The following is a 25,279-nucleotide window of genomic DNA, read 5'->3' as shown; positions in this document are numbered from 1 at the left end:
CGCCGGCCTGCTGCTCGGCGCGACCGCCGCCCTGGCCGCCATCGCCCTCGGCGCAGCCCTGCTGCTGCACCCGGCCGGCCAGGACGACCAGCATCCGACCCTGTCCGCCGGCGCCCCCGCCTCCGCCTCCCTCGGCACCGGCGCAAGCCCCGGCACAGCGCAGAGCCCCCGCGCCGACCACGCCGCAGGGGCCGGCCCGACCTACCGGGACGACCAGCTCGCCGCCCAGATCCAGCAGCTGCTGGCCCGGTCGGGCACCGCCCCCGGGCTGCGCCCGACCGGGCCCGCCAAGCCCTCCGCCGCGATGCCCGCCGACGGCCGCCAGGAGCTCACCACCCAGGCCTCCCCACCGTCCTCCCCGCTGTCCTGCCAGGCCCTCGCCGAGGGCGTGCCGCTGGCCACCGACCACGGCAGCTACGCGGGCGCCCCGGTCGAGGTCCTGGTCTACCCGGCACCCGGCCGGCCCGGGTTCGCAGACGTCTACCTGCGCTCCCCCGACTGCGGCCCGGTCGTGCTGCAGCGCACCGTGCCCACCCGTTGACGTCCCGGGGCGGGCGCCCAGGGGATCCGGGCTCCGTTCCCATGCGATCGACGAGCAGGGCGCCGCGCCGCTCCCACAGTGCGGTCGCCTGGTACTGATCCGCCTGGGAATGCGAGACACTGGTCAGTCGTTGTCCCGGGCGGCGGAGCAGAACCGCCCTCCCCGCACCTAGCGCGGGTCGCGATGCGAACCAGGAGATGCAGTGAGCGACGTCCGTAACGTGATCATCATCGGTTCCGGCCCGGCCGGCTACACGGCCGCGCTCTACACGGCGCGGGCCTCCCTCAAGCCGCTGGTCTTCGAGGGGGCCGTCACCGCCGGCGGCGCCCTGATGAACACCACCGAGGTCGAGAACTTCCCGGGCTTCCGGGACGGCATCATGGGCCCCGAGCTGATGGACAGCATGCGGGCGCAGGCCGAGCGCTTCGGCGCCGAGCTGATCCCGGACGACATCGTCTCGGTCGACCTCACCGGTGACATCAAGACCGTCACCGACTCCGAGGGCAACGTGCACCGGGCGCGCGCCGTGATCGTCACCACCGGCTCCCAGCACCGCAAGCTGGGCCTGCCGAACGAGGACAAGCTCTCCGGTCGCGGTGTCTCCTGGTGCGCCACCTGTGACGGATTCTTCTTCCGCGACCAGGACATCGCCGTGGTCGGCGGCGGCGACACCGCCCTGGAGGAGGCGACCTTCCTCTCCCGCTTCGCCAAGAGCGTCACGATCATCCACCGCCGGGACAGCCTGCGCGCCTCCAAGGCGATGCAGGAGCGCGCCTTCGCCGACGAGAAGATCCGCTTCGAGTGGGACAGCGCGGTCGAGGCCATCCACGGCGACCCGAAGCTGAGCGGCGTCACCCTGCGCGACACCACCACCGGCGAGACCCGCGAGCTGGCCGTCACCGGCCTGTTCATCGCGATCGGCCACGACCCGCGCACCGACCTGTTCAAGGGCCAGCTGGACCTCGACGCGGAGGGCTACCTCAAGGTCGAGGCGCCCTCGACCCGGACCAACATCCCGGGCGTGTTCGGCGCCGGCGACGTCGTGGACCACACCTACCGCCAGGCCATCACGGCCTCCGGCACCGGCTGCTCCGCCGCGCTGGACGCCGAGCGCTACCTCGCCGCCCTGGACGACCTGGAGGCCAAGGCCACCGCCGCCGTGGCGGTCTGACCCCCTCGCCACCGACCGACCCCCGCGGGGGTGTGACACCCGTTTCACGTGAAACACCCCCGCCCCGGCCAGGGCGAAACAGAACGGGCCCGCCCGTTGTTCACCTGGCAGCAGCCCCCTCCGTCCGAACCCGAGGAGTTCCCGTGGCCGGCGCCACCACCACCGTCACCGACGCGACGTTCAAGGCCGACGTCCTGGACAGCGACAAGCCCGTGCTGGTCGACTTCTGGGCCACCTGGTGCGGCCCGTGCCGCCAGGTCGCCCCGATCCTGGACGAGATCGCTTCCGAGCACAGCGACAAGCTGACCATCGCCAAGCTGGACGTGGACGCCAACCAGGCGACCGCCGCCCAGTACGGCGTCATCTCGATCCCGACCCTGATCCTCTACAAGGGCGGCGAGCCGGTGAAGTCCATCACCGGTGCCCGTCCGAAGGCCGCGCTGCTGCGCGAGCTGGACGGCTTCATCTAGGCCCTGTCCGGTCGACCGGTCGTCGACCGTTACGGCGGCGGGGCTCCCCACACCGGGGAGCCCCGCCGTCGTCGTTTCCAGCCGTCTCCCGCCTCAGAACGGCCGCAGCGCCGGCTCCTTGCGCGCCCCGCCGAGCAGCCGCTCCAGCGCCACCTCCACATCGCCCCGCCAGGACAGCGTGGTGCGCGCCTCCAGCCGCAGCCGCGGGTAGCGATGGTGCGAGCGGACGGTCTTGAAGCCGACCGCGAGCAGGTGGTCGGCCGGCAGCACGCAGCCGACCGGCTCAGGACCGGCCGAGCCGAAGGCCTCGATCGCCCGCACCCCGCGCCCGAGCAGGTCCTTGGCCACGGTCTGCACCAGCACCCGGCCGAGCCCCTGTCGCTGGTAGCCCGGAACCACCCGGCTGACCATCAGCTGGACGGCGTCCGGCGAGACCGGACTGGTCGGGAAGGACTGCGACCGGGGGACGTAGGCGGGCGGCGCGTACAGCACGAAGCCGGCCGGCTGGTCGTCCACGTAGACGATCCGACCGCAGGAACCCCACTCCAGCAGCACCGCGGAGATCCACCCCTCCTTCTCCAGCTCCGGCTTCCCGGACTCCACCGCCGCCTTCCCGCTGACCGGATCCAGCTCCCAGAACACGCAGGAGCGGCAGGTCGTCGGCAGATCGGCGAGGTTGTCCAGGGTCAGCGGAGCGATCCGGCGTCCCATGCCCCGCACCTCCTCCTCCACTTCACGGTCGAGCATGCCCCCACAGACGCCGATGGGTGCATGTTTCACGTGAAACAGTGCTCACGCGGAACATGCACCCATCGGGTATCGTCCCCGGCTCAGCCCTGCGACAGCCGCAGACCGTCCTCGCCCGGGGCCAGGCTGTCCAGGATCCGGTTCAGGTCCTCCACCGAACCGAACTCCAGCACCACCTTGCCCTTGCCCAGCTTGCCGCCGCGCTGCGACACCTCGACCTTGACCCGGGTGTCGAAGCGGTCCGACAGCCGGCTCGCCAGATCGTTGAAGGCCGGGGAGATCAGCTTGCCCGCCTTCGGCGCCTGGCGCTTCGGCTTCCGGTCCTCCTCCTCGCCCATCAGCGCGACGATCTCCTCGGTGGTCCGCACCGAGAGGCCCTCCGCGACGATCCGCTTGGCCAGCAGCTCCCGCCGCTCGGCATCCGGCACCCCGAGCAGCGCCCGGGCGTGGCCGGCGGTCAGCACCCCGGCGGCGACCCGGCTCTGCACGGTGGGCGAGAGCTTCAGCAGCCGCAGGGTGTTGGAGACGTGCGAGCGCGAGCGGCCGATCCGGTCGGCCAGCTCGTCGTGGGTGCAGGAGAAGTCCCGCAGCAGCTGGTCGTAGGCGGCCGCCTCCTCCAGCGGGTTCAGCTCGGCCCGGTGCAGGTTCTCCAGCAGGGCGTCCAGCAGCAGCTTGTCGTCCTCGGTGGCACGGACGATCGCCGGGATCTGCTTCAGCCCGGCCTCCTTGGAGGCGCGCCAGCGGCGCTCGCCCATGATCAGCTCGAAGCGATCGGGCGCGACCTGGCGCACCACGATCGGCTGGAGCAGGCCGACCTCCTTGATCGAGACGACCAGCTCGGCCAGCTTGTCGTCGTCGAAGACCTCACGGGGCTGGCGCGGGTTGGGCTCGATCGCGTCCAGCGGCAGCTCGGCGAAGAAGGCACCGGCCACCGGCGCCGGCTGCGCCTGCTCGGCCTGCTTCTCCGCGGCCGCCCGGGCCGCCACCGTGCCGCGGCCGGTCGGCAGCGTCGGTACCGAGGTCGGCGACGTCGCGCCGATCGCCCCCACCGGGGCCGGTGCGGGCGCCGCCGCCCCGCCGTCCACCGGCACGGCGGGGCGGATCAGCGCCTCCAGCCCTCGTCCCAAACCCCTGCGACCACTCACCGATGACCCTCCGTCGTACCGTGCTGTGCCACCGGGGCTCCGTGCCCCGTACCGCTGCCGTGCCGCTGCTGCCCCAGGAGCGGGCCGCCGCCGACCGCCGCCGCGCGCAGCCCGAGCTCGCGGGCGGCCTCCAGGTAGGAGAGCGCCCCGGTCGAGCCCGGGTCGTAGGTGAGGACCGTCTGACCGTAGCTGGGCGCCTCCGAGATGCGCACCGAGCGCGGGATCGCGGTGCTCAGCACCTCCTGCGGGAAGTGCGTCCGGACCTCCTCGGCGACCTGGGCGGCCAGCCTGGTCCGGGCGTCGTACATGGTGAGCAGGATGGTCGAGACGTGCAGCACGGGGTTGAGGTGCGCGCGCACCAGCTCGACGTTGCGCAGCAGCTGGCCCAGGCCCTCCAGCGCGTAGTACTCGCACTGGATCGGGATCAGCACCTCCCGCCCGGCCACCAGGGCGTTGACCGTCAGCAGGCCCAGCGAGGGCGGACAGTCGATCAGGACGTAGTCCAGCGGCTGCTCGTAGGCGGCGATGGCGCGCTGGAGCCGGCTCTCCCGGGCCACCAGCGACACCAGCTCGATCTCGGCGCCGGCCAGGTCGATGGTCGCGGGGACGCAGAACAGCCCCTCGACGTCCACCACCGGCTGCACCACGTCGGCGAGCGGCTTGCCCTCGACCAGGACGTCGTAGACGGACGGCACCTCGGCGTGGTGGTCGATGCCGAGGGCGGTGGAGGCGTTGCCCTGCGGGTCGAGGTCGACGACCAGGACGCGCAGTCCGTGCATGGCGAGCGAGGCGGCCAGGTTGACGGTGGTGGTGGTCTTGCCGACCCCGCCCTTCTGGTTGGCGACCACGATCACCCGGGTGGCGGCGGGGCGGGGCAGACCCTCACCCGCTCGGCCGATCGCCTGAACCGCAGCCTGGGCAGCCCTCGCGATGGGCGTGTCATCGATCTGGCCGATGGTCTCCGAGTCCTGCATGGGGGTCAGTGTTTCACGTGAAACCGGAGCGGCAACAGTCGCCGCCCGGCTGCGGCCGAGGATTCCCGAGAGCAAGGAGCGACGTTTCACGTGAAACACCATGCCCGCTATGTCGGAAATCTGACGTTGCGACACTCCGGTGTCCTCCCGTCGACCGGCCGTCACCCCGACGGCCACCGGAACGCCGACGGGCGGGTGGCTCCCCCCTCAGGAGGAACCACCCGCCCGTCGTCGAGCGTGCCAGGCGTCACCCGCCTCAGCGGGTGCGGCGCCGCCCGCCCCGACTGCGCTCGCCGGTCCGGACGCCGCCCGCGTTCCGTCCGGCCCGGGCCGCCTTCGCCCGCCGGGTCGCGGCCTTCACCCCGCCGGGGCTCTCCCCCGCCTTGACCTGGACCACCCGGGTCGAGGTCTCCAGGGTGCCCTCGCCGACCGAGATCACGCTCCACTCGACCGCGCCCAGCTTGGTCAGCCCGGCCCGCGAGTCGGCCAGCTCCTGCTCGGCACTGTCGCCCTTGAGCGCCAGCATCTGCCCGTGCGGACGGAGCAGCGGCATCCCCCAGCCGGCCAGCCGGTCCAGCGGCGCCACCGCCCGGGCGGTCACCACGTCCACCGCGAGCTTGCCGACCATCTCCTCGGCGCGGCCGCGCAGCACCGTGACGTTCTCCAGCCCCAGCTCCCGGACGACCTCCTCCAGGAAGGTGGTCCGCCGCAGCAGCGGCTCCAGCAGCGTCACCGAGACGTCCGGACGGACCAGCGCCACCGGGATGCCCGGCAGGCCGGCGCCGGAGCCGACGTCGCACAGGGTGGAGCCGGCCGGCAGCAGCTCGGCGAGCACCGCGCAGTTGAGGACGTGCCGGTCCCAGAGCCGGGGCACCTCGCGCGGCCCGATCAGCCCGCGCCGCACGCCCGCGGTGGCCAGCAGCTCGGTGTAGCGGACCGCGGCGTCGAAACGATCACCGAAGACCTCCCGGGCGACGGCCGGGGCCTCGGGCACCTCGGGCACCTCGGTCGCCTCGACCGCCTCGGCGGCCGGCCCTGCAGCGGCCGGATTCACGTCGTCCGCCCCCGGCCGGCCAGCGGCCGCGTTCTCCGTGTCCATCTCGACCTCTCCGATCCCCGGATCCACCGACCCGCTCTCCGCACAGTTTCACGTGAAACATCTCGCGCCGGGCCCACGCCCCGCGAATGGACGACGACCCCGCCCGCACGAGGCGGACGGGGTCGCGTCCGGTGAAGCCCACCGGCCGCCGAGGCGGCCGGTCGTCGTACCGCCGGCCTCAGACCGGCAGCACGACCACGCACCGCTCGGGCTCCTCGCCCTCCGACTCGCTGCGCAGACCGGCGGCCGCGACCGCGTCGTGGACGACCTTGCGCTCGAAGGGCGTCATCGGCCGCAGCTTGACCTGCTCGCCACTGCTCTTCGCCTGCTCGGCGGCCTCGGCACCGAGCGCGGCCAGCTCGGAGCGCTTGCGGGCCCGGAAGCCGGCAATGTCCAGCATGAGGCGGCTGCGCTCCCCGGTCTCCCGGTGGACAGCCAACCGGGTCAGCTCCTGCAGCGCCTCCAGCACCTCGCCGTCCTGGCCGACCAGGCGCTGCAGCGCGCGGTCGTTGCCCTCACCGACGATGGAGACCAGGGCGCGGTCGCCCTCGACGTCCATGTCGATGTCACCGTCGAGGTCGGCGATGTCGAGCAGACCCTCCAGGTAGTCCGCCGCGATGTCGCCCTCCTGCTCCAGTCGGGCGATGACGTTCTCGTCGGTGCTGGCGGCGGCCTCGGCCTCGACGGCGGAGGTGGTGCCTTCCGTCACTGATGGACTCCTTCGGAGATGGGCCCAGATTGGTGGGCCGGGAACGAAGCTCTGCGCGCTGTCACAACGGATCCAGGGCCGGTCAGGACTTCTTCTTCGGCCGCTGGCCGCCACGCTTGGGCTGCTGCCGACCGGTGCCCGGCTTGGCCGCGCCGGGCTTGGCCGGGCCCTGCTGGGCGGCCGCCGGCTTGGCGCCGGAGTCGGCCGGGACGGTGTCGGCGGGCTCCTCGGCGGGCTCCTCGGCCGGGGCCTCGGTGTCCTTGGTCAGGTCGGCGGTGTGCTGAGCACCGCCCTGCTGGCGCTGCGCCTTGGTCTGCTTGCGGGGCTGCTGGCGGCGTGCCTGCGCCGACTCCTCGACCACGGCAGCCGCCGCCGAGGCGGCGTCGAGGGTCGACTTGGACGGGGGCAGCAGGCCCCAGAGCGCACCCTTGATCTCCGAACCGTCCGGGTTCAGCCGGCCGGCCTTCTTCAGCCGGACCTGCCGCTCGTCCCACGCCTTGCTGCCCGGGGTCGGGTTGTTGTGGATGACGATCAGCTGCTGGCCCATCGACCAGACGTTGGTGGTCAGCCAGTAGACCAGGACACCGACGGGGAAGTTGATGCCCATCACGGCGAACATCACCGGGAAGACGTACATCAGCATCTTCTGCTGCTGCATGAACGGCGTCTTGACCGTGAGGTCGACGTTCTTGGTCATCAGCTGGCGCTGGGTGATGAACTGCGACAGCGACATCATGATGATCATCACCGCGGTGACGATCTTGACGCTGGTCTCGTGGCTGCTGACGAAGGTCGCCGAGAGCGGGGCACCGAAGATGTGCGCCTTGCCGGCGCTCAGCAGCAGGTCGCCGTGGATGACGCCGATCTGCTCGCTCTTGGCGACCTTGGCGAGCACGCCGTAGAGGGCGGTGAAGAACGGCGCCTGCACGATGATGGGAAGGCAGCTGGAGAACGGGTTGGTACCCGCCTCCTTGTACAGCTTCATCATCTCTTCGGACTGGCGCTGCTTGTCGTTCTTGTAGCGCTCCTGGATGGCCTTCATCTTCGGCTGGATCGCCTGCATGGCCCGGGTCGCCTTGATCTGCTTCACGAAGAGCGGGATCAGGCAGATCCGGATGACGACCACCATCGAGGCGATGGCCAGACCCCAGGCCCAGCCACCGTCCGGGTCGAAGATGTTGCTGTACAGCGAGTGGAACTGGACGATGATCCAGGACACCGCTGTGTACAGGGGATTCAGGAAGGAGAAGGTCACCGGTCAGGCTCCTTGGACATGTGGATTGGCCCCTCGGGGCCAATGGTCGCCGGGCCCTCGGGGTCCGGACCGGCGGGGGTCGTGGTCACCGGCTGTCCGGTGGCGGACCGGCTGCTCAGCCAGTCTCGCAGCCGCCGGTGCCACACCGGATGCTTGCGCGGCGGAACGTGATCGACCCCGCCGGGCGTCCACGGATTGCAGCGCAGGATGCGCCACACGGTCAGTCCGCCGCCCTTGACCGCCCCGTGCACCTTCACGGCCTCGTAGCCGTAGTGCGAGCAGGAGGGGTAGTAACGGCAGACCGGACCGAGCAGTGGGCTGATGGTCCACTGGTAGACCCTGATCAAACCCATCAGCAGGAACTTCATCGTCCTGCTCCCGTCGGCGCCGTCGTGGCGGGCTCCACCTTCAGCAACCGTTTCAGCGCCGCGTCCAGGTCACGTTCGAGGTCCTGGTACGAGGCGGTCGCGGCTTGGGGCAGCGCACGCACCACTATCAGGCTACCGGCGGGCAGCCTGGAGAGACGATCACGAACGAGGTGCCGCAACCGGCGCTTGACCAGGTTGCGAACGACCGCCGGGCCGACGGCCTTGCTCACGACGAAACCCGCACGCGCCGAAGGAGTCCCCTCGGCGACGTGCGGGCGGGAGTCGCTGGTCCGGTCGGTCTGCCCCTTGGGGTCGTCTTCTCTGCTGAGATGGACGACCAGAAGGGGCCGGCCGGCCCGGCGACCGCGTTTCACTGCGGTCGCGAAGTCCTGGCGCCGCCGCAGCCGATTCTCGGAGGGCAGCACAACAGACTCTGTCGTGGATCAGGCGGACAGGCTGGTGCGGCCCTTGCCACGGCGGGCAGCCAGGATGGCGCGGCCGGCGCGGGTACGCATACGCAGCCGGAAGCCGTGGGTCTTCGCGCGACGACGGTTGTTCGGCTGGAAGGTGCGCTTGCTCACTCGGGGGCTCCTGAGGTGAATCGTAGGATGACGGGGAATCGCTTGGCCGTCACCGTGCGTCCGCGTGATCTCCCCTGATTCGGAAATCCGACCCATCGCCCCAGTTCGGCTGGGGTTCAAGGCAATCCACGGCGCCCGTGCTGCGCGCCTTATGGAGCGGGTGGACCCGCGGACATGCGGCAGCGGCCATCGACAACTCGACCTGGTTACGGTACGCGGGACGGGGCGCGAGGGTCAAACCGGCTTTTTCGAGCGGCCCCCCGAGGGCGTCCGGAGCCCCCTTTGCCCACAGCCTGTGGACAACGACTTGATCCGGCCCTGTTCGCTGACTACCGTTGCAGGACTTGTCTGGTTTGTTCTTCGTGTTCTTCCTCGTGGGGTCGGTCCGCCGGAGACGGACCCGCCGATCCACAGTCTCCTGATCCACCACCCCCTGCTGGAGCCGCGGGGAACCGAGAAAGCGTGCACCAGTGGCTGATGTCAACAGCGACCTCGTCCCGGTCTGGGCGAGAGTCGTCGAGCGGCTGGTCAGCGACCCGGACGTCGGGGAGATGGACAAGCAGTGGGTGCAGCGCACCCAGCCGATGTGGATGATGCACGACACCGCCCTGCTGGCGACCCCCAACGAGCGGGCCAAGCAGGTGCTGGAGGGCCGGCTGCTGCCGCAGCTCACCGAGGCCCTCAGCCGCGAGCTCAGCCGTCCGGTGCGGATCGCCGTGATGGTCGACGCCAACGCCGTCCCGACCACCCCCGCACCCGCCGCCCAGGCCCCGGCCGAGCCGTACCCCGGCCCGACCGAGGAGGATGCCGGCGGCTACGGCGGTCAGGACTACCAGCAGCCGTACGAGCAGGACTACGACCGGCCCCGCTACGACACCGGCGGCTACGAGCAGCGCCCCGCGCCGTACGGCGGTCCGGCGGCCGGACCGGCCTGGCCGGGCTACCCCGAGCAGGGCGGGTACCCGGAGCAGGGCGGCGGCTACCCCGAGCAGAACGGGTACCAGGAGCAGGGTGGCTACCCGGAACAGGGCGGCTACCCGGAGCGGCCCCCCGGCTACCGCGAGGCCGACGAGCCGTCCCGGCCGGCGCCGCGCCCGATGCCCGGCCCGCCCTCGACCACCCAGGGCGACCTGTTCGGCGGCGCCTACGGCCCCGGCCCGAACGAGCAGCCCCGCGCCGGCGCCGGCCGCCGCGCCCCCGGCTCACGCCCGGCCGGCGGCCGTCCTGCGGACAAGAACGCGCCGGAGCGCGCCACCGAGCGCCCGGCCGTCCCCGGCGTGCCCGCCCCGCCCGGCGCCCCGCCGGCCGGGGGCTCCCGCAAGGACGAGCCGGCCGCCCGGCTGAACCCCAAGTACCTCTTCGACACCTTCGTCATCGGCGCCAGCAACCGCTTCGCGCACGCGGCGGCGGTGGCGGTCGCCGAGGCTCCGGCCAAGGCGTACAACCCGCTCTTCATCTACGGCGAGTCCGGGCTGGGCAAGACCCACCTGCTGCACGCCATCGGGCACTACTCGCGCAGTCTCTTCCCGGGCACCCGGGTGCGCTACGTGTCCTCGGAGGAGTTCACCAACGAGTTCATCAACTCGATCCGGGACGGCAAGGCGGACACCTTCCGCCGGCGCTACCGGGACATGGACATCCTGCTCGTGGACGACATCCAGTTCCTCGCGAGCAAGGAGTCCACGCAGGAGGAGTTCTTCCACACCTTCAACACCCTGCACAACGCGAACAAGCAGATCGTCCTCTCCTCGGACCGGCCGCCCAAGCTGCTGACCACGCTGGAGGACCGGCTGCGCAACCGCTTCGAGTGGGGCCTGATCACCGACGTCACCCCACCGGAGCTGGAGACCCGGATCGCGATCCTTCGCAAGAAGGCGATCCAGGAGCAACTCAACGCCCCGGCCGACGTGTTGGAGTTCATCGCGTCCCGGATCACCCGCAACATCCGGGAGTTGGAAGGCGCCCTGATCCGGGTCACCGCCTTCGCCAACCTCAACCGGGCGCCGGTGGACCTGGAGTTGGCCGGGATCGTCCTCAAGGACCTGATCCCGGGCGGGGACGAGGACGCCGGGCCGGAGATCACCGCGCAGGTCATCATGCAGCAGACCGCCGCGTACTTCGGGCTGAGTGTGGACGACCTCTGCGGATCCTCGCGCAGCCGCGTTTTGGTGACGGCCCGTCAGATCGCCATGTACCTCTGCCGGGAGCTGACCGACCTCTCGCTGCCGAAGATCGGCGCGCAGTTCGGCGGCCGCGACCACACCACGGTGATGCACGCGGACCGCAAGATCCGCTCGCTGATGGCCGAGCGCCGGTCGATCTACAACCAGGTCACCGAGCTGACCAACCGCATCAAGAGCTAGCCGCAGGGCCGGTGGTGGGTCCGGCGCCACCTCGGCACCGAGTCCGGCGCCGAGGTGGCCGGAAAGGGCGTCAGGAGCGATCCTGGCGCCCTTTTCGCACATCCACAGGTGTGCCTCGGGCGCCGGCTGGGCAGAGATGCCGTCGACGGACGTTGCGCCAGTCCACAGCCCGCGCCGAACATTTGACCGGTGATTCGAAAACCGGGGCCGCGCAGGGCAGTTGTCCACAGGCCGGGCGCCTTCCCCGTAGTCCACAGGCCGGGGCGTCCGAAGTTATCCAGAATTCGTCCACAGGCGTGTCGCCGCTACGCTCTTCCGCGCAGGTCAGGTGCCTGTGGACTTGTGCACAACCGTTATCCACAGGCTGTGGACAATTGACGGGCCGCCAATGGGCCATCCGGGTTGTCCACCGGTTGTCCCCAGGGGAGGGGCGGTTATCCCCAGGTTGTCCACAGCATGATCCACAGTTCGACAAGCGTGGGGCGGCGTTCATGCCCTGGTGTGAAAGGCGTCACGTAAAGTTGACCGGCGCCCGTGGATAACCGGGCCGGAATCTGGGGACAGCCCTGGGGATAACCTGTGGATACCCAGCGTGCCCTGTGGGTAACGCTCCGCTGTCCACAGCACGGCGTGTTCGTCCACAGCCGCCATCCACACCCGCTGTGGACAAAAAAGTGGGTCTGACCTGCGGAAACGGGGTTATCCACGGTTTCCACAGGCCCTACTACTACCACTACACATTTAGACCCATCGACTCGCTTGAAAGTGGGTGGGCCCCGAATCTGTGGACAACCGCGCCCCGACATCTGTTCGGCTTGCTTCCGCCCGTCTGCCCCGTCTGTCGGCGGAGTACGTCAGACTGTCCTCGGCGACCGGAAGCGGAGTGGCAGAGCTCGGTGGACAGTCCGACCGACGATCAAGATCAGACGAACCAGAGTGCGAGCGGGAGCGCTCGATCCAGGAGGCGGTTACCGGTGAAGTTCCGGGTGGAGCGTGACGTCCTCGCGGAGGCGGTGGCCTGGGCTGCCCGCAGCCTCCCGGCACGGCCGCCGGTGCCGGTGCTGGCCGGCCTGCTGCTGACGGCACAGGACGGCAGCCTGGCGCTGTCCGGCTTCGACTACGAGGTCTCGGCCCGGGTCGAGCTGGAGGCCGACATCGAGGAGGCCGGCACCGTCCTGGTCTCCGGTCGGCTGCTGAACGACATCTCGCGCAACCTGCCGAACCGGCCGGTGGAGATCTCCACCGACGGCCAGCGGGTCAGCGTGGTCTGCGGCAGTTCCCGCTTCACCCTCCCCACCCTCCCGGTGGACGAGTACCCGGCGCTGCCCCAGATGCCGACCGCCACGGGCACCGTCTCGGGCGACGTGTTCGCCTCCGCGGTCAGCCAGGCCGCGGTGGCCGCCGGCCGTGACGACACCCTCCCGGTGCTCACCGGTGTCCGGGTCGAGATCGAGGGCGACCGGATCACCCTGGCCGCCACCGACCGCTACCGCTTCGCGGTCCGCGACCTGCTGTGGAAGCCGGAGCAGTCGGACATCTCGGCCGTCGCCCTGGTGCCCGCCAAGACGCTGCAGGACATCGCCAAGTCCCTGGGCAGTGGTGACACGGTCTCGATCGCGCTCTCCTCGGGTGGCGCGGGCGAGGGCCTGATCGGCTTCGAGGGCGCCGGCCGCCGGACGACCACGCGGCTGCTGGAGGGCGAGTTCCCCAAGTTCCGCAGCCTGTTCCCGACGGAGTTCAGCGCCGTCGCCGCGATCCAGACCCAGCCCTTCCTGGAGGCGCTCAAGCGCGTCTCCCTGGTCGCCGAGCGCAACACCCCGGTCCGGCTCAGCTTCGAGCAGGGCGTGCTGACCCTGGAGGCGGGCTCGGGCGACGACGCCCAGGCCACCGAGCGGATCGACGCCGACCTGGAGGGCGACGACATCTCGATCGCCTTCAACCCGGGTTACCTGGAGGAGGGCCTCAAGGCCATCGACTCCGCCTACGCCCAGCTGAGCTTCACCACCCCGACCAAGCCCGCGCTGCTCAGCGGCAAGGCCTCGGTGGACGCCGAGGAGGACAAGGCGTACCAGTACCTGATCATGCCGGTCCGCCTCTCCGGCTGACCTCGCGGCCGCTGCCCGCAGGCCGTCACCCACAGGCTGTGCACATCGGCTGTGCACAGCCTGTGGGCGTCCTCCCCCGGTCGGCCCGACCACAGGGAGCCGCCACCGCCGCAGCGCGTAGGCTCGGGGCGTGCGGCAACGGCGCCGCCGGCAGGCACGTCACCACAGGTAAGGACTTGGTCATGGAGCTCGGCCTCATCGGTCTCGGCAAGATGGGCGGCAACATGCGCGAGCGGATCCGCCGCGCCGGCCACACCGTCATCGGCTACGACCGCAACCCGGACATCTCCGACGTCGCGAGCCTCCAGGAGCTCGTCTCCAAGCTGCAGGGCCCGCGGGTGATCTGGGTGATGGTCCCGGCCGGCGCCGCCACCCAGGCGACCGTCGACGAGCTCGCCGAGCTGCTCTCCCCCGGCGACGTGGTGGTCGACGGCGGCAACTCCCGCTGGACCGACGACATCAAGCACGCCGAGGCGCTGGCCGCCAAGGGCATCGGCTTCGTCGACTGCGGCGTCTCCGGCGGCGTCTGGGGCCTGGAGAACGGCTACGCCCTGATGTACGGCGGCGACGCCGAGCACGTGGCCCGCGTCCAGCCGGTGTTCGACTCGCTCAAGCCCGAGGGCGACTTCGGCTCGGTGCACGCGGGCGCCGTGGGCGCCGGCCACTTCGCCAAGATGGTCCACAACGGCATCGAGTACGCGATGATGCAGGCCTTCGCCGAGGGCTGGGAGCTGCTGGAGGCCGCCCCCGAGGTCACCGACGTGCGCGAGGTCTTCCGCAGCTGGCAGGAGGGCACCGTCATCCGCTCCTGGCTGCTGGACCTGGCCGTCCGCGCGCTGGACGACGACGAGCACCTGGCGAAGCTGCGCGGCTGGGCCGCCGACTCCGGTGAGGGCCGCTGGACCGTCGAGGCCGCGATCGACCACGCGGTGCCGCTGCCGGCGATCACCGCCTCGCTGTTCGCCCGCTTCGCCTCCCGCCAGGACGACTCGCCGCAGATGAAGATGATCGCCGCGCTGCGCAACCAGTTCGGCGGCCACGCGGTCGAGTCCAAGTAACCCGCACCTCCCCAGAAGGCGAGCGCAGTCCACAGCCATGCACGTCGCGCATCTGTCGCTCGCCGACTTCCGGTCGTACGCCCGGGTCGAGGTTCCCCTCGACCCGGGCGTGACGGCCTTCGTCGGGCCCAACGGCCAGGGCAAGACCAACCTGGTCGAGGCGATCGGCTACGTCGCCACACTGGGCAGCCACCGGGTCGCCACCGACGCCCCGCTGATCCGGCTGGGCGCCGAGCGGGCGGTGGTCCGTACCTCGGTGGTGGACCGCGGCCGCACCACCCTGGTCGAGCTGGAGCTGACCCCGGGCAAGGCCAACCGGGCCCGGATCAACCGCTCCGACAACGTCCGCCCGCGCGACGTGCTGGGCCTGCTGCGGACCGTCCTGTTCGCCCCCGAGGACCTCAGTCTGGTCAAGGGCGACCCGGGTGAGCGCCGCCGTTTCCTGGACGAGCTGCTGACCGCCCGGGCCCCCCGGCTGGCCGGGGTCCGGCAGGACTACGAGCGGGTCCTCAAGCAGCGCAACGCCCTGCTGAAGACCGCCGCGATGGCCCGCCGGGCCGGTGGCGGCAAGGGCGCCGACCTCTCCACCCTGGAGGTCTGGGACGGCCATCTGGCAAGGGCCGGAGCCGAGTTGACGGCCTTCCGGATCCAGCTGGTGGCTTCCCTCCAGCCGTTGGTGGCGGCCGCGTACGGGCAGCTGGCCCCGGGCGGCGGCGACACCGTCCTGGAGTACCGCAGCTCCTTCGAGGGCGGGCTGCCGACCAGCCGCGAGCAGGCCGAGGAGCAGTTGCTGAACGCGCTGGCGACGGTCCGCAAGCAGGAGGTGGACCGCGGCATCACCCTGGTCGGCCCGCACCGCGACGAGCTGGTCCTCAGCCTCGGCCCGCTGCCCGCCAAGGGCTACGCGAGCCACGGCGAGTCCTGGTCGTTCGCGCTGGCGCTGCGGCTGGCCTCGTACGAGCTGCTGCGCGCCGACGGCGGCGAGCCGGTGCTGATCCTGGACGACGTGTTCGCCGAGCTGGACGCGGCCCGCCGGGACCGGCTGGCCGAACTGGTGGCCGACGGCGAGCAGGTGCTGGTCACCGCGGCGGTCGCCGAGGACGTGCCGAAGGCGCTGGCCGGCGCCCGGTTCGCGGTCGCCGACGGCGCCGTCCGCCGGATCGACGCCTGACTCCCCCCGCACCTTCGCAACCGCCGTCCGGGCACTCCCGTAGGCTGGACGGCTCACCGGCGCGCGTCCGCGACCGTTGTCCACAGGCTGGGGAAAGGAGATCGCCGTGAGCGAGCCGGCGGAGCACTCCCCCCAGCCGGGCGACGCGGCGCCGACCGGCGCCGACCTCGCCCGCTCGGCGCTGCGGGCGGCCCGGGCCCAGGCGCGGCAGCGCGGCGAGCAGGTCCGGGAGAAGCGCGAGGCGAAGCGGCACGGCCTGCGCAGCGGAGCCCGGTCGGACGGCCGCGACCCGGTCCCGCTGGGGGCGGCGCTGAACCGGCTGCTGACCGAACGGGGCTGGGAGTCCTCGGCCGCGGTCGGCGGGGTGATGGGCCGTTGGCCCCAGATCGTCGGCCCGGACATCGCCGCGCACTGCCACCCCTCCTCCTACGACGACGCCGCCGCGGTGCTCACCGTGCAGTGTGACTCCACCGCATGGGCCACCCAACTACGGTGGCTGGCAAGGCAGTTGGTGGCCCGCCTGAACCATGAGCTGGGCCACGGCACGGTCCGCACCATCAAGGTGCTGGGCCCGGCGGCGCCCGCCCGCGGCTACGGCCGGCTGCGCGCTCCGGGAAGCAAGGGGCCGGGCGACACCTGGGGCTGACCGGGTTGCCGGCCCGCCGTCGAGGGCGTGGAGCGGACCACGATCTTCCGGAACCCCTGACAGCCCTTCCAGGCGCTCTGGGCCCCCCGGGCGAGTATCGGGACATGTCCAGAGGGGATTCAGGGCGGCATATCTGCCTTCAAGGGCTGCCAAACGCCCATCTCTGTCAGTCGTACCGGTAGACTGAGAGCCAAACACTGTTGCTAGTGGCAACCGAGTCTAAACGCCGTGGTCGCACGCCCGCCCACACGGGGCGGGAATGCGGCCCGTGCTGTGCCAGAGAGGGCGCTTCGTGGCCGATTCCGGCAACCCCAGCCAGACCCCAGACCAGACCGACCAGGCTTCCTACACCGGTAGCAACATCCAGGTGCTGGAAGGCCTCGACGCCGTCCGCAAGCGCCCCGGCATGTACATCGGCTCCACCGGCGAGCGGGGCCTGCACCACCTGGTGCAGGAAGTGGTGGACAACTCCGTCGACGAGGCGATGGCCGGGTACGCCGACACCATCGACGTCACGCTCCTCGCCGACGGCGGGGTCCGGGTGGTGGACAACGGCCGTGGCATCCCGGTCGACATCGTCCCCGGCCAGGAGAAGCCGGCCGTCGAGGTCGTGCTCACCGTCCTGCACGCCGGCGGCAAGTTCGGCGGCGGCGGCTACGCCGTCTCCGGCGGTCTGCACGGTGTCGGCGTCTCGGTCGTGAACGCGCTGTCCACCCGCCTGGCGGTGGAGATCCACCGCGACGGCTCGCGCTTCACCCAGGAGTACAAGGCCGGTGCGCCGACCGCGCCGCTGGCCACGCACGAGGGCTCCGAGCAGACCGGCACGACCGTCACCTTCTGGGCCGACCCGGAGATCTTCGAGACCACGGTCTACTCCTTCGAGACGCTGTCCCGGCGCTTCCAGGAGATGGCCTTCCTCAACAAGGGCCTCTCCATCTCGCTGACCGACGAGCGCCCCGAGCACGTGGACGAGGAGGGCAAGCCGCTCACCGTCACGTACAAGTACGACGGCGGCATCGCCGACTTCGTCGCCCACCTCAACTCCCGCAAGGGCGAGGTGATCCACCCCTCGGTGATCGACTTCGAGGCGGAGGACAAGGACCGGGCGATCTCGGTGGAGATCGCGATGCAGTGGAACTCCTCCTACACCGAGGGGGTCTACAGCTTCGCCAACACCATCCACACGCACGGCGGCGGTACCCACGAGGAGGGCTTCCGCGCGGCGCTGACCGGTCTGGTCAACCGCTACGCGCGGGACAAGAAGCTGCTCCGGGAGAAGGACGACAACCTCTCCGGCGAGGACATCCGCGAGGGCCTGACCGCGATCATCTCGGTCAAGCTCGGCGAGCCGCAGTTCGAGGGCCAGACCAAGGACAAGCTCGGCAACACCGAGGCGAAGACCTTCGTCCAGAAGGTCGTCCACGAGCACCTCAACGACTGGTTGGACCGCAACCCCAACGAGGCCTCGGACATCATCCGCAAGTCCATCCAGGCCGCCACCGCGCGCGTCGCCGCCCGCAAGGCCCGCGACCTCACCCGCCGCAAGGGCCTGCTGGAGTCCGCCTCGCTGCCGGGCAAGCTCTCCGACTGCCAGTCCAAGGACCCGGCCGAGTGCGAGATCTTCATCGTCGAGGGTGACTCCGCCGGCGGCTCGGCCAAGCAGGGCCGCGACCCGCGCACCCAGGCCATCCTGCCGATCCGCGGCAAGATCCTGAACGTCGAGAAGGCCCGGATCGACAAGGTGCTGCAGAACACCGAGGTCCAGGCGCTGATCTCGGCCTTCGGCTGCGGCATCCAGGAGGACTACGACGACTCCAAGCTCCGCTATCACAAGATCGTCCTGATGGCGGACGCCGACGTCGACGGGCAGCACATCCGCACCCTGCTGCTCACCCTGCTGTTCCGCTTCATGCGGCCGTTGGTCGAGTCCGGGTACGTCTACCTCGCCATGCCGCCGCTGTACAAGATCAAGTGGGGCAAGGACGACTTCGAGTACGCCTACTCGGACCGCGAGCGCGACGCGGTCATCGCGGCCGGGGTCGAGGCCGGGCGCCGGCTGCCCAAGGACGACGCGATCCAGCGCTTCAAGGGCCTCGGCGAGATGAACGCCGAGGAGCTCCGGGTCACCACCATGGACGCCGAGCACCGGCTGCTGCTCCAGGTCACCCTGGAGGACGCCGCTCGCGCCGACGAGCTGTTCTCCGTGCTGATGGGCGAGGACGTCGAGGCACGCCGCTCCTTCATCCAGCGCAACGCCAAGGACGTCCGCTTCCTGGACGTGTGACGCCGCCCGACCGGCAGCGAAACCACGTACCAGTCCGCGTGAAAGGAAACTGACCACCAGTGGTCGACGACAACCGTCCCGAAGGCGAACAGCCCGAGACCCCCACAGCCGCCGAGGCCACCGCCCAGGTGACCATGCGGATCGAGCCGGTCGAGCTCGAGACCGAGATGCAGCGCTCGTACCTCGACTACGCGATGAGCGTGATCGTCAGCCGGGCGCTCCCCGAGGTCCGCGACGGCCTCAAGCCGGTGCACCGGCGCGTGCTCTACGCGATGTACGACGGCGGGTACCGCCCCGAGAAGGGCTACTACAAGTGCGCCCGCGTCGTCGGCGACGTCATGGGCAACTACCACCCGCACGGCGACACCTCCATCTACGACACCGTCGTGCGCCTGGCCCAGCCGTGGTCGCTGCGGATGCCGCTGGTGGACGGCAACGGCAACTTCGGCTCCCCGGGCAACGACCCGGCCGCGGCCATGCGCTACACCGAGTGCAAGATGATGCCGCTCGCCATGGAGATGATGCGCGACATCGACGAGGGCACCGTCGACTTCGCGTCCAACTACGACGGCCGCTCGCAGGAGCCGACCGTCCTGCCCGCGCGCATCCCCAACCTGCTGGTCAACGGTGCCACCGGCATCGCGGTCGGCATGGCCACCAACATCCCGCCGCACAACCTGCGCGAGGTCGCCTCCGGCGCGCTCTGGGCGCTGGAGCACCCGGACGCCTCCAACGAGGAGCTGCTCGAAGCCCTGATCGAGCGGATCAAGGGCCCCGACTTCCCCACCGGCGCGCTGATCGTCGGCCACCGCGGGATCGACGACGCCTACCGCACCGGCCGCGGCTCGATCACCATGCGCGCCGTGGTCGAGGTCGAGGAGATCCAGGGCCGCCAGTGCCTGGTGATCACCGAGCTGCCGTACCAGGTCAACCCGGACAACCTCGCGCTGAAGATCGCCGACCTGGTCAAGGACGGCAGGGTCGCCGGCATCGCCGACGTCCGCGACGAGTCCTCGTCCCGCACCGGCACCCGCCTGGTGGTCGTGCTCAAGCGCGACGCCGTCGCCAAGGTCGTGCTGAACAACCTCTACAAGCACACCGAGCTGCAGACCAACTTCGGCGCCAACATGCTGGCCCTGGTCGACGGCGTGCCGCGCACGCTGTCGCTGGACGCCTTCATCCGGCACTGGGTCAACCACCAGGTCGAGGTCATCGTCCGGCGCACCACCTTCCGGCTGCGCAAGGCCGAGGAGCGCGCCCACATCCTGCGCGCCCTGCTGCGCGCCCTGGACATGATCGACGAGGTCATCGCGCTGATCCGGGCCTCGGCGAGCGCCGACGCGGCCCGCACCGGCCTGATGGGGCTGCTCTCCATCGACGAGCTCCAGGCCAACGCCATCCTGGAGATGCAGCTGCGCCGCCTGGCCGCCCTGGAGCGCCAGCGGATCATGGACGAGCACGACGAGCTGCAGCGCAAGATCGACGAGTACAACGCGATCCTGGCCTCGCCGACCCGCCAGCGGGAGATCATCTCCGAGGAGCTCACCGCGATCGTCGAGAAGTACGGCGACGAGCGGCGCTCCACCCTCATCCCGTCCGACGGCGACCTCTCGATCGAGGACCTCATCGCCGAGGAGGACATCGTCGTCACGATCACCCGTGGCGGCTACGTCAAGCGGACCCGCTCCGACCTCTACCGCTCGCAGAAGCGCGGCGGCAAGGGCGTGCGCGGAGCGCAGCTCAAGCAGGACGACATCGTCGACCACTTCTTCGTGACGACGACCCACAACTGGATCCTGTTCTTCACCAACAAGGGCCGGGTCTACCGCGCCAAGGGCTACGAGCTCCCGGACGCCGGGCGCGACGCCCGCGGCCAGCACGTGGCCAACCTGCTGGCCTTCCAGCCGGATGAGCACATCGCCCAGGTGATGGCCGTGCGCACCTACGAGGACAAGCCCTACCTGGTCCTCGCCACCCGGGCCGGCCTGGTGAAGAAGTCCGCGCTGAAGGACTACGACTCGCCGCGCTCCGGCGGCCTGATCGCGATCAACCTGCGCCAGGACGAGGAGGGCCGGGACGACGAGCTGATCGGCGCCGAGCTGGTCTCCGCCGAGGACGACCTGCTGCTGGTCTCCAAGAAGGCCCAGTCGATCCGCTTCACCGCGACCGACGACGCGCTGCGGCCCACCGGCCGCGCCACCTCCGGCGTCAAGGGCATGGCCTTCCGCGAGGACGACGAAATGCTCTCGATGAACGTCGTCCGCCCGGGAACGTACGTGTTCACCGCGACCGACGGCGGGTACGCCAAGCGCACGGCCGTGGACGAGTACCGTGTCCAGGGGCGTGGCGGCTACGGCACCAAGGCGGCGAAGATCGTCGAGGGCCGGGGCTCCCTGGTCGGCGCGCTCGTGGTCGACGACACCGACGAGATCATGGCGATCACCCTTTCGGGTGGGGTGATCCGCACAAGGGTTTCCGAAGTTCGTGAAACCGGACGTGACACCATGGGCGTCCAACTGATCAACCTCGGTAAGCGCGACGCGGTCGTGGGCATGGCCCGCAACGCGGAAGCCGAGGACGAGGAGACGGTGGAGGACGAGGTCGCGGACACCGCGTCCACCGAAACGGCTGAGGGTGCGGAGACGACGGCCGGCGGCGACGCCGAGGTCTGAACCGAACCACGGGCCGGTGCCGTCGCGTCCTGATAGAGGGCGTGGCGGCACCGGCCGCCCACCAGTTCCGGGCAATCCCGCCGGGCGCTGGATGACGAGTGACGAAGCAGGACGGTGCCGCCGTCCTGGTGGGAAGTGCGGGAGGACCAGGTGAGTGGAGCCACGGGTGCTGCGGGAGGGCCCTCCGGCGGCCGTCCGGGCGCGCAGGGCGGGGGTGGGTACGGCGCGCAGCAGCCGCCGGCCGAGCACTCGGCCGCGTCCACCTCGCTGATGCCACCGGTCGGCGGGGCGGGGCAGGGCGGCGCGACCTACGGCGGGCAGACGCCCCCGCCGCCGGGCGCTCCGGCGCCGGGCGCGAGCGGATTCTCGCAGCCGACCACCTATGCCAAGGGGCAGCCGACCCCGGCCCGGGGCACCCGGACCAGCGGCAACACCCCGCCCGGCGGCACGCCCGTCCCGGGCGCGGCGCGCCGGCCGGCCGCCCCGGCCGCCCCCGCGGCGGCCGCCGGTGTCGGCCTCGGCCGGACCCGCAAGGCCCGGCTGCGGGTGACCAAGGTCGACCCGTGGTCGGTGATGAAGGTCAGCTTCCTGCTGTCGCTGGCGGTCGGGATCATCATCATCGTGGCCGCGGCGGTGCTGTGGATGACGCTGGACTCGCTCGGCGTCTTCGACTCGCTGACCAAGACCCTCAAGGACGTCACCGGCTCGGACAGCGCCGGCGGCCTCAACCTGATGGACTACGTGGGCTTCGGCAAGGTGATGACCTTCACCTCGCTGATCGCCGTGGTCGACGTCGTCCTGCTGACGGCGCTGTCCACGCTCTCGGCGTTCATCTACAACGCGGCGGCCGGCTTCACCGGCGGCGTCGAGCTGACCCTGGCCGAGGAGGACTGACCCCGGTCGGATCCTGACCCCCGGTCAGTTCGCCGTCCACGGACGGAATGGACGGGCCCCGCAGGCTGTTGCAGCCTGCGGGGCCCGTCGGCATTTCGGGTGACAGCCGGCCGCCCGCGGCGTGCCGCCCGGGAGCGGGCCGGCCGCGGTGGGATTAGCTGGGTGGCGCCCGGTCCACGCCTGGGAGTGCCGCAGGCCGCCCCCGGTCCGCCCGGCCGGGTCAGGAGACGTTCCGCAGGACGGCTGGACGGAGGCGCGCGGTGGCGAAGCTCGCAGGTCAACTGGTCGAGGCCCTGGACGGGCTGTTGGGGGTTCCGGTACCGCTGCGGGTCCAGGCCTGGGACGGCAGCGTCGCCGGGCCGCCGGGAGCCCCCACGGTCGTCCTGCGCAACCGCCGGGCGCTGCGCCGCCTGCTCTGGCAGCCGGGCGAGCTGGGCCTGGCCCGGGCGTACGTCGCGGGGGATCTGGAGATCGCCCCCGGCACCGACCTCTACGAGGTGCTCTCGGCCGTCGCCCGGTTCGTGGAGCGGCCGGAGATCCGCCGCCTCGACCTCGGCCCGCGGGACGTGCTCGGCGCCAACGGGCGCCGCGTCCTCGCGGCCGCGCTGCGGGCCGGGGCGCTCGGCCCCGAGCCCACGCCGCCCCCGGAGGAGGTCCGCAAGGCCCGCGGACGGCTGCACAGCCGCAGCCGGGACCGCGCGGCCATCAGCCACCACTACGACGTCGGAAACGACTTCTACGGGCTCGTCCTGGGCTCCTCCATGGTCTACTCGTGCGCCTACTGGACCCCGGAGGCCAAGAGCCTGGAGGCCGCCCAGGAGGCCAAGCTCGACCTGATCTGCCGCAAGCTCGGCCTACGGCCCGGGATGCGCCTGCTGGACGTCGGCTGCGGCTGGGGCTCGCTGCTGCTGCACGCGGCCGAGCGCTACGGCGTCACCGCGGTCGGCGTCTCCATCTCGCGGGAGCAGGTCGCGCTGGCCCGCCGGCGGGTCGAGGAGGCCGGCCTGGCCGGGCGGGTGGAGGTCCGGCTCCAGGACTACCGGGAGATCGTCGACGGCCCGTTCGACGCGATCTCCAGCGTCGGGATGGCCGAGCACGTGGGCTCCGAGCAGTACCGGGTCTACGCCGAGGGCCTGCACCGGCTGCTGGCGCCCGGCGGCCGGCTGCTCAACCACCAGATCGCCCGCCGCCCCGACCACCCCGGTGAGCCGCACCGCACCAGCCCCTTCATCGACCGCTACGTCTTCCCCGACGGCGAGCTCTCCCCCGTCGGTTCCACCGTGGCCCGGCTGGAGGAGGCCGGCTTCGAGGTCCGGGACGTCGAGTCGCTGCGCGAGCACTACGGGCTGACCCTGCGCGAATGGGTGGCCAACCTGGAGGCGCACTGGAGCGAGGCGGTCCGGCTGGTCGGCCGCGGCCGGGCCCGGGTCTGGCGGCTGTACATGGCCGCCAGCGCGCTCGCCTTCGAGGAGAACCGGATCGGGATCAACCAGATCCTCGCCGTCCGCAGCACCGAGGAGGGCGCGGCCGGCCTCCCGGCGACCCGCGAGGAATGGCTGCTGCGCCCGGCCGCCGGAGCGCCGCCGCTGGTCGGCGGGGTGCCCGCCGGGAACCCCGCCGGCCCGGATTTGGGAGATCGGCCATCGGTCCGCTAATCTTTCAGTGCGGCAAGGGCCTATAGCTCAGACGGTTAGAGCGCTTCCCTGATAAGGAAGAGGCCACAGGTTCAAGTCCTGTTAGGCCCACCACCGCGAAGGGCCCGGAGTGATGCACTCCGGGCCCTTCGGCGTTTTCCCCCGCCGCTCCGGGAACCGCGTGCCCCGCCGGGCTGTTCTCCCGGGAGGGAACGTGTGGAGGGATGGTGACGACATGGCGATCTTCTGGGCGATGAGCATCCCCGGACTGATCTGCGCCCTGGTGGTGCTCGCGGCGGTCGACCAGCTCGCGCTGCGGGCGCGCCGCTCACGCTGGGTGCCGTGGCGGGGGACCGGCCGGGAGGGGCAGATCTCGGCCACCGGTTTCGAGCAGCTGCACGCGCAGTTCGCCGCCGGCAAGCAGCACGAGCTGGACGAACGCGGCACGACCCTGATGCTGCGCGACGAGGAGGGCGAGGGGGCGCCGCCCCGGACCAGGGTGGACCTGGCGGGCGGGAAGGCCGTGGTGGTGACGCCGTCGAACCGCCTGTCCGACCGCTCGTCGGACCACCCGTCCAGCGCCCCGCCGGGCACGCCGTAGGGCCCGGCCGGGGAGGGCCGGCCGTACGGCAGGAGGTGCGGCGTCAATCCTCCGCCCGGACCGCCGGGTTGGCCGCAGCGGTGGCTGGTCACGATTGGGACACTGGTGTGTATCATCGGCCGCAAGGGCAGTCTGGCACCCGGCAGCCCGTTCGCGATCGAAACACATCTGGACTCGTCGGCCCGGTCAGTCCGGCCGGAGCACCGGCTCTTGAGTCCGCCAACGCAAGAAGGACGAGGTCCCGCGGTGAAGAAGCTTCTCCTGGTCGCCCTGGTCGCCCTCGGCGGCTTCTTTGTCTACCGTCAGGTCCAGGCGGACCGCGCCGAGCAGGACCTGTGGACCGAGGCCACCGACCCGGTTCCGGCCGGTCGCTGAGCCCGGACGATCCGACGATCAACGATCTTCGGAGGCGCTTCACCGCGCCTCCAGGGCCGGCCGGCCCGGTCACCCGACCGGATCGGCCGGATCCCAGGCACCGCCCGGACGCCGCCTCGGCGGCAGGTCCGGTCGGCCCGGGGGTAGGGCGCCGGGAACGGCGCCGGAACCCGGTACGCTAGTGCCCGTCGGCACCTGCGGTGCCGTCGAGGGGCATTAGCTCAGTTGGTAGAGCGCTGCCTTTGCAAGGCAGATGTCAGGAGTTCGAGTCTCCTATGCTCCACAGCTCATCGCAGTCGTGACGCACCGGCGGGGCCCGCGCGCCCAGGCACCGCCGCCGCCCCGGACGCCGCCCCGGCCCCCCCGGGGGGGGGTGACGCCCCCCAGGCCGGGGGGCGTGCGGGGGGGGGGGCGGC

22 protein-coding genes, 2 tRNA genes and 1 pseudogene are annotated in these 25,279 nt (G+C 71.4%); 16 read left to right on the top strand and 9 right to left on the bottom strand.

Translation table 11 applies throughout. The annotated features are described in order from the left end of the window. The 3 genes and pseudogenes from ACFV6D_RS35320 to trxA form a co-directional block, all read left to right on the top strand. Positions 1–541: pseudogene (locus ACFV6D_RS35320) on the top strand (hypothetical protein); the annotation flags it as partial. Positions 542–743: 202 nt separating this feature from the next. Beyond that, positions 744–1,712 carry a thioredoxin-disulfide reductase gene (gene trxB, locus ACFV6D_RS35315; RefSeq protein ID WP_063348471.1) on the top strand — a complete coding sequence of 323 codons (969 nt, stop codon included), beginning with the start codon at positions 744–746 and terminating at the stop codon, positions 1,710–1,712. 143 nt (positions 1,713–1,855) lie between these two features. Continuing rightward, positions 1,856–2,182 carry a thioredoxin gene (trxA, locus tag ACFV6D_RS35310; RefSeq protein WP_063348470.1) on the top strand — a complete coding sequence of 109 codons (327 nt, stop codon included), beginning with the start codon at positions 1,856–1,858 and terminating at the stop codon, positions 2,180–2,182. Between the two features lie 93 nt (positions 2,183–2,275). Here trxA and ACFV6D_RS35305 read toward each other — a convergent pair whose 3' ends face one another. From ACFV6D_RS35305 to rpmH, 9 genes are all read right to left on the bottom strand, one after another. Further along, positions 2,276–2,893 carry a GNAT family N-acetyltransferase gene (locus ACFV6D_RS35305; RefSeq protein ID WP_063348469.1) on the bottom strand — a complete coding sequence of 206 codons (618 nt, stop codon included), beginning with the start codon at positions 2,891–2,893 and terminating at the stop codon, positions 2,276–2,278. Positions 2,894–3,012: 119 nt separating this feature from the next. After that, on the bottom strand, positions 3,013–4,074 hold the full coding sequence (locus tag ACFV6D_RS35300; RefSeq protein WP_380379077.1) for a ParB/RepB/Spo0J family partition protein: 1,062 nt from the start codon (positions 4,072–4,074) through the stop codon (positions 3,013–3,015). Then, positions 4,071–5,021: a ParA family protein gene (locus ACFV6D_RS35295; protein ID WP_380562847.1), complete on the bottom strand. Its 951-nt coding sequence runs from the start codon at positions 5,019–5,021 to the stop codon at positions 4,071–4,073. The genes ACFV6D_RS35300 and ACFV6D_RS35295 overlap by 4 nt, the downstream gene beginning before the upstream one ends. 283 nt (positions 5,022–5,304) lie before the next feature. After that, positions 5,305–6,147, bottom strand: coding sequence for a 16S rRNA (guanine(527)-N(7))-methyltransferase RsmG (gene rsmG / locus ACFV6D_RS35290; RefSeq protein WP_079136282.1), 843 nt, complete (start codon positions 6,145–6,147; stop codon positions 5,305–5,307). A gap of 178 nt (positions 6,148–6,325) precedes the next feature. Next, a complete protein-coding gene (locus ACFV6D_RS35285; protein ID WP_063348467.1) occupies positions 6,326–6,856 on the bottom strand; it encodes a R3H domain-containing nucleic acid-binding protein in 531 nt (176 codons plus the stop codon). Between the two features lie 82 nt (positions 6,857–6,938). Continuing rightward, on the bottom strand, positions 6,939–8,111 hold the full coding sequence (yidC, locus tag ACFV6D_RS35280; protein ID WP_363368224.1) for a membrane protein insertase YidC: 1,173 nt from the start codon (positions 8,109–8,111) through the stop codon (positions 6,939–6,941). After that, positions 8,108–8,479: a membrane protein insertion efficiency factor YidD gene (gene yidD, locus ACFV6D_RS35275; RefSeq protein ID WP_063348465.1), complete on the bottom strand. Its 372-nt coding sequence runs from the start codon at positions 8,477–8,479 to the stop codon at positions 8,108–8,110. Before yidD ends, yidC begins: the two co-directional genes overlap by 4 nt. Continuing rightward, on the bottom strand, positions 8,476–8,904 hold the full coding sequence (gene rnpA / locus ACFV6D_RS35270; RefSeq protein ID WP_063348464.1) for a ribonuclease P protein component: 429 nt from the start codon (positions 8,902–8,904) through the stop codon (positions 8,476–8,478). The genes yidD and rnpA overlap by 4 nt, the downstream gene beginning before the upstream one ends. 18 nt (positions 8,905–8,922) lie before the next feature. Continuing rightward, entirely contained in the window at positions 8,923–9,060 is a 138-nt protein-coding gene (gene rpmH / locus ACFV6D_RS35265; protein ID WP_030392420.1) for a 50S ribosomal protein L34, read from the bottom strand. A gap of 470 nt (positions 9,061–9,530) precedes the next feature. Here rpmH and dnaA point away from each other — a divergent pair, with 470 nt between their 5' ends. From dnaA to ACFV6D_RS35200, 13 genes are all read left to right on the top strand, one after another. After that, positions 9,531–11,423, top strand: coding sequence for a chromosomal replication initiator protein DnaA (dnaA, locus tag ACFV6D_RS35260; RefSeq protein WP_380429404.1), 1,893 nt, complete (start codon positions 9,531–9,533; stop codon positions 11,421–11,423). Between the two features lie 974 nt (positions 11,424–12,397). Then, positions 12,398–13,528 (top strand): DNA polymerase III subunit beta, encoded by a 1,131-nt coding sequence (gene dnaN, locus ACFV6D_RS35255; protein WP_063348462.1) that lies wholly within the window; start codon positions 12,398–12,400, stop codon positions 13,526–13,528. Between the two features lie 182 nt (positions 13,529–13,710). Continuing rightward, a complete protein-coding gene (gene gnd, locus ACFV6D_RS35250; protein ID WP_063348461.1) occupies positions 13,711–14,586 on the top strand; it encodes a phosphogluconate dehydrogenase (NAD(+)-dependent, decarboxylating) in 876 nt (291 codons plus the stop codon). Between the two features lie 37 nt (positions 14,587–14,623). Next, positions 14,624–15,757, top strand: a complete 1,134-nt coding sequence (recF, locus tag ACFV6D_RS35245) for a DNA replication/repair protein RecF (protein WP_063348460.1) — start codon at positions 14,624–14,626, stop codon at positions 15,755–15,757. Between the two features lie 106 nt (positions 15,758–15,863). Next, positions 15,864–16,403: a DUF721 domain-containing protein gene (locus tag ACFV6D_RS35240; protein ID WP_063348459.1), complete on the top strand. Its 540-nt coding sequence runs from the start codon at positions 15,864–15,866 to the stop codon at positions 16,401–16,403. Between the two features lie 268 nt (positions 16,404–16,671). Next, positions 16,672–18,687, top strand: coding sequence for a DNA topoisomerase (ATP-hydrolyzing) subunit B (gene gyrB, locus ACFV6D_RS35235; protein WP_063348458.1), 2,016 nt, complete (start codon positions 16,672–16,674; stop codon positions 18,685–18,687). Positions 18,688–18,746: 59 nt separating this feature from the next. Further along, positions 18,747–21,359 carry a DNA gyrase subunit A gene (gyrA, locus tag ACFV6D_RS35230; protein WP_063348457.1) on the top strand — a complete coding sequence of 871 codons (2,613 nt, stop codon included), beginning with the start codon at positions 18,747–18,749 and terminating at the stop codon, positions 21,357–21,359. Positions 21,360–21,509: 150 nt separating this feature from the next. After that, a complete protein-coding gene (locus tag ACFV6D_RS35225) occupies positions 21,510–22,253 on the top strand; it encodes a DUF3566 domain-containing protein (protein WP_244293408.1) in 744 nt (247 codons plus the stop codon). Positions 22,254–22,513: 260 nt separating this feature from the next. Beyond that, a complete protein-coding gene (locus ACFV6D_RS35220) occupies positions 22,514–23,908 on the top strand; it encodes a class I SAM-dependent methyltransferase (protein ID WP_380562844.1) in 1,395 nt (464 codons plus the stop codon). 16 nt (positions 23,909–23,924) lie between these two features. Then, positions 23,925–24,001: transfer RNA gene (locus tag ACFV6D_RS35215), tRNA-Ile, on the top strand. Positions 24,002–24,122: 121 nt separating this feature from the next. Further along, positions 24,123–24,488 (top strand): DUF6191 domain-containing protein, encoded by a 366-nt coding sequence (locus ACFV6D_RS35210; protein ID WP_063348454.1) that lies wholly within the window; start codon positions 24,123–24,125, stop codon positions 24,486–24,488. 246 nt (positions 24,489–24,734) lie between these two features. Continuing rightward, positions 24,735–24,863 (top strand): DLW-39 family protein, encoded by a 129-nt coding sequence (locus ACFV6D_RS35205; protein WP_014137031.1) that lies wholly within the window; start codon positions 24,735–24,737, stop codon positions 24,861–24,863. A gap of 210 nt (positions 24,864–25,073) precedes the next feature. After that, positions 25,074–25,146, top strand: a tRNA-Ala gene (locus ACFV6D_RS35200). Positions 25,147–25,279: the final 133 nt, after the last annotated feature.

Source organism: Kitasatospora sp. NPDC059812, assembly GCF_042732075.1.
Taxonomy (GTDB): domain Bacteria; phylum Actinomycetota; class Actinomycetes; order Streptomycetales; family Streptomycetaceae; genus Kitasatospora.
Note: the sequence above shows the minus strand (reverse complement) of the source record. Positions and strands in the feature narration are given on the sequence as shown.

Bases quoted from the DNA above. Each gene is read 5' to 3' on its own strand.
- ACFV6D_RS35305 (WP_063348469.1), bottom strand. From the start codon at position 2,893: ATGGGACGCCGGATCGCTCCGCTGACCCTGGACAACCTCGCCGATCTG.
- rsmG (WP_079136282.1), bottom strand. From the start codon at position 6,147: ATGGACACGGAGAACGCGGCCGCTGGCCGGCCGGGGGCGGACGACGTG.
- yidD (WP_063348465.1), bottom strand. From the start codon at position 8,479: ATGAAGTTCCTGCTGATGGGTTTGATCAGGGTCTACCAGTGGACCATC.
- gnd (WP_063348461.1), top strand. From the start codon at position 13,711: ATGGAGCTCGGCCTCATCGGTCTCGGCAAGATGGGCGGCAACATGCGC.
- recF (WP_063348460.1), top strand. From the start codon at position 14,624: ATGCACGTCGCGCATCTGTCGCTCGCCGACTTCCGGTCGTACGCCCGG.
- ACFV6D_RS35210 (WP_063348454.1), top strand. From the start codon at position 24,123: ATGGCGATCTTCTGGGCGATGAGCATCCCCGGACTGATCTGCGCCCTG.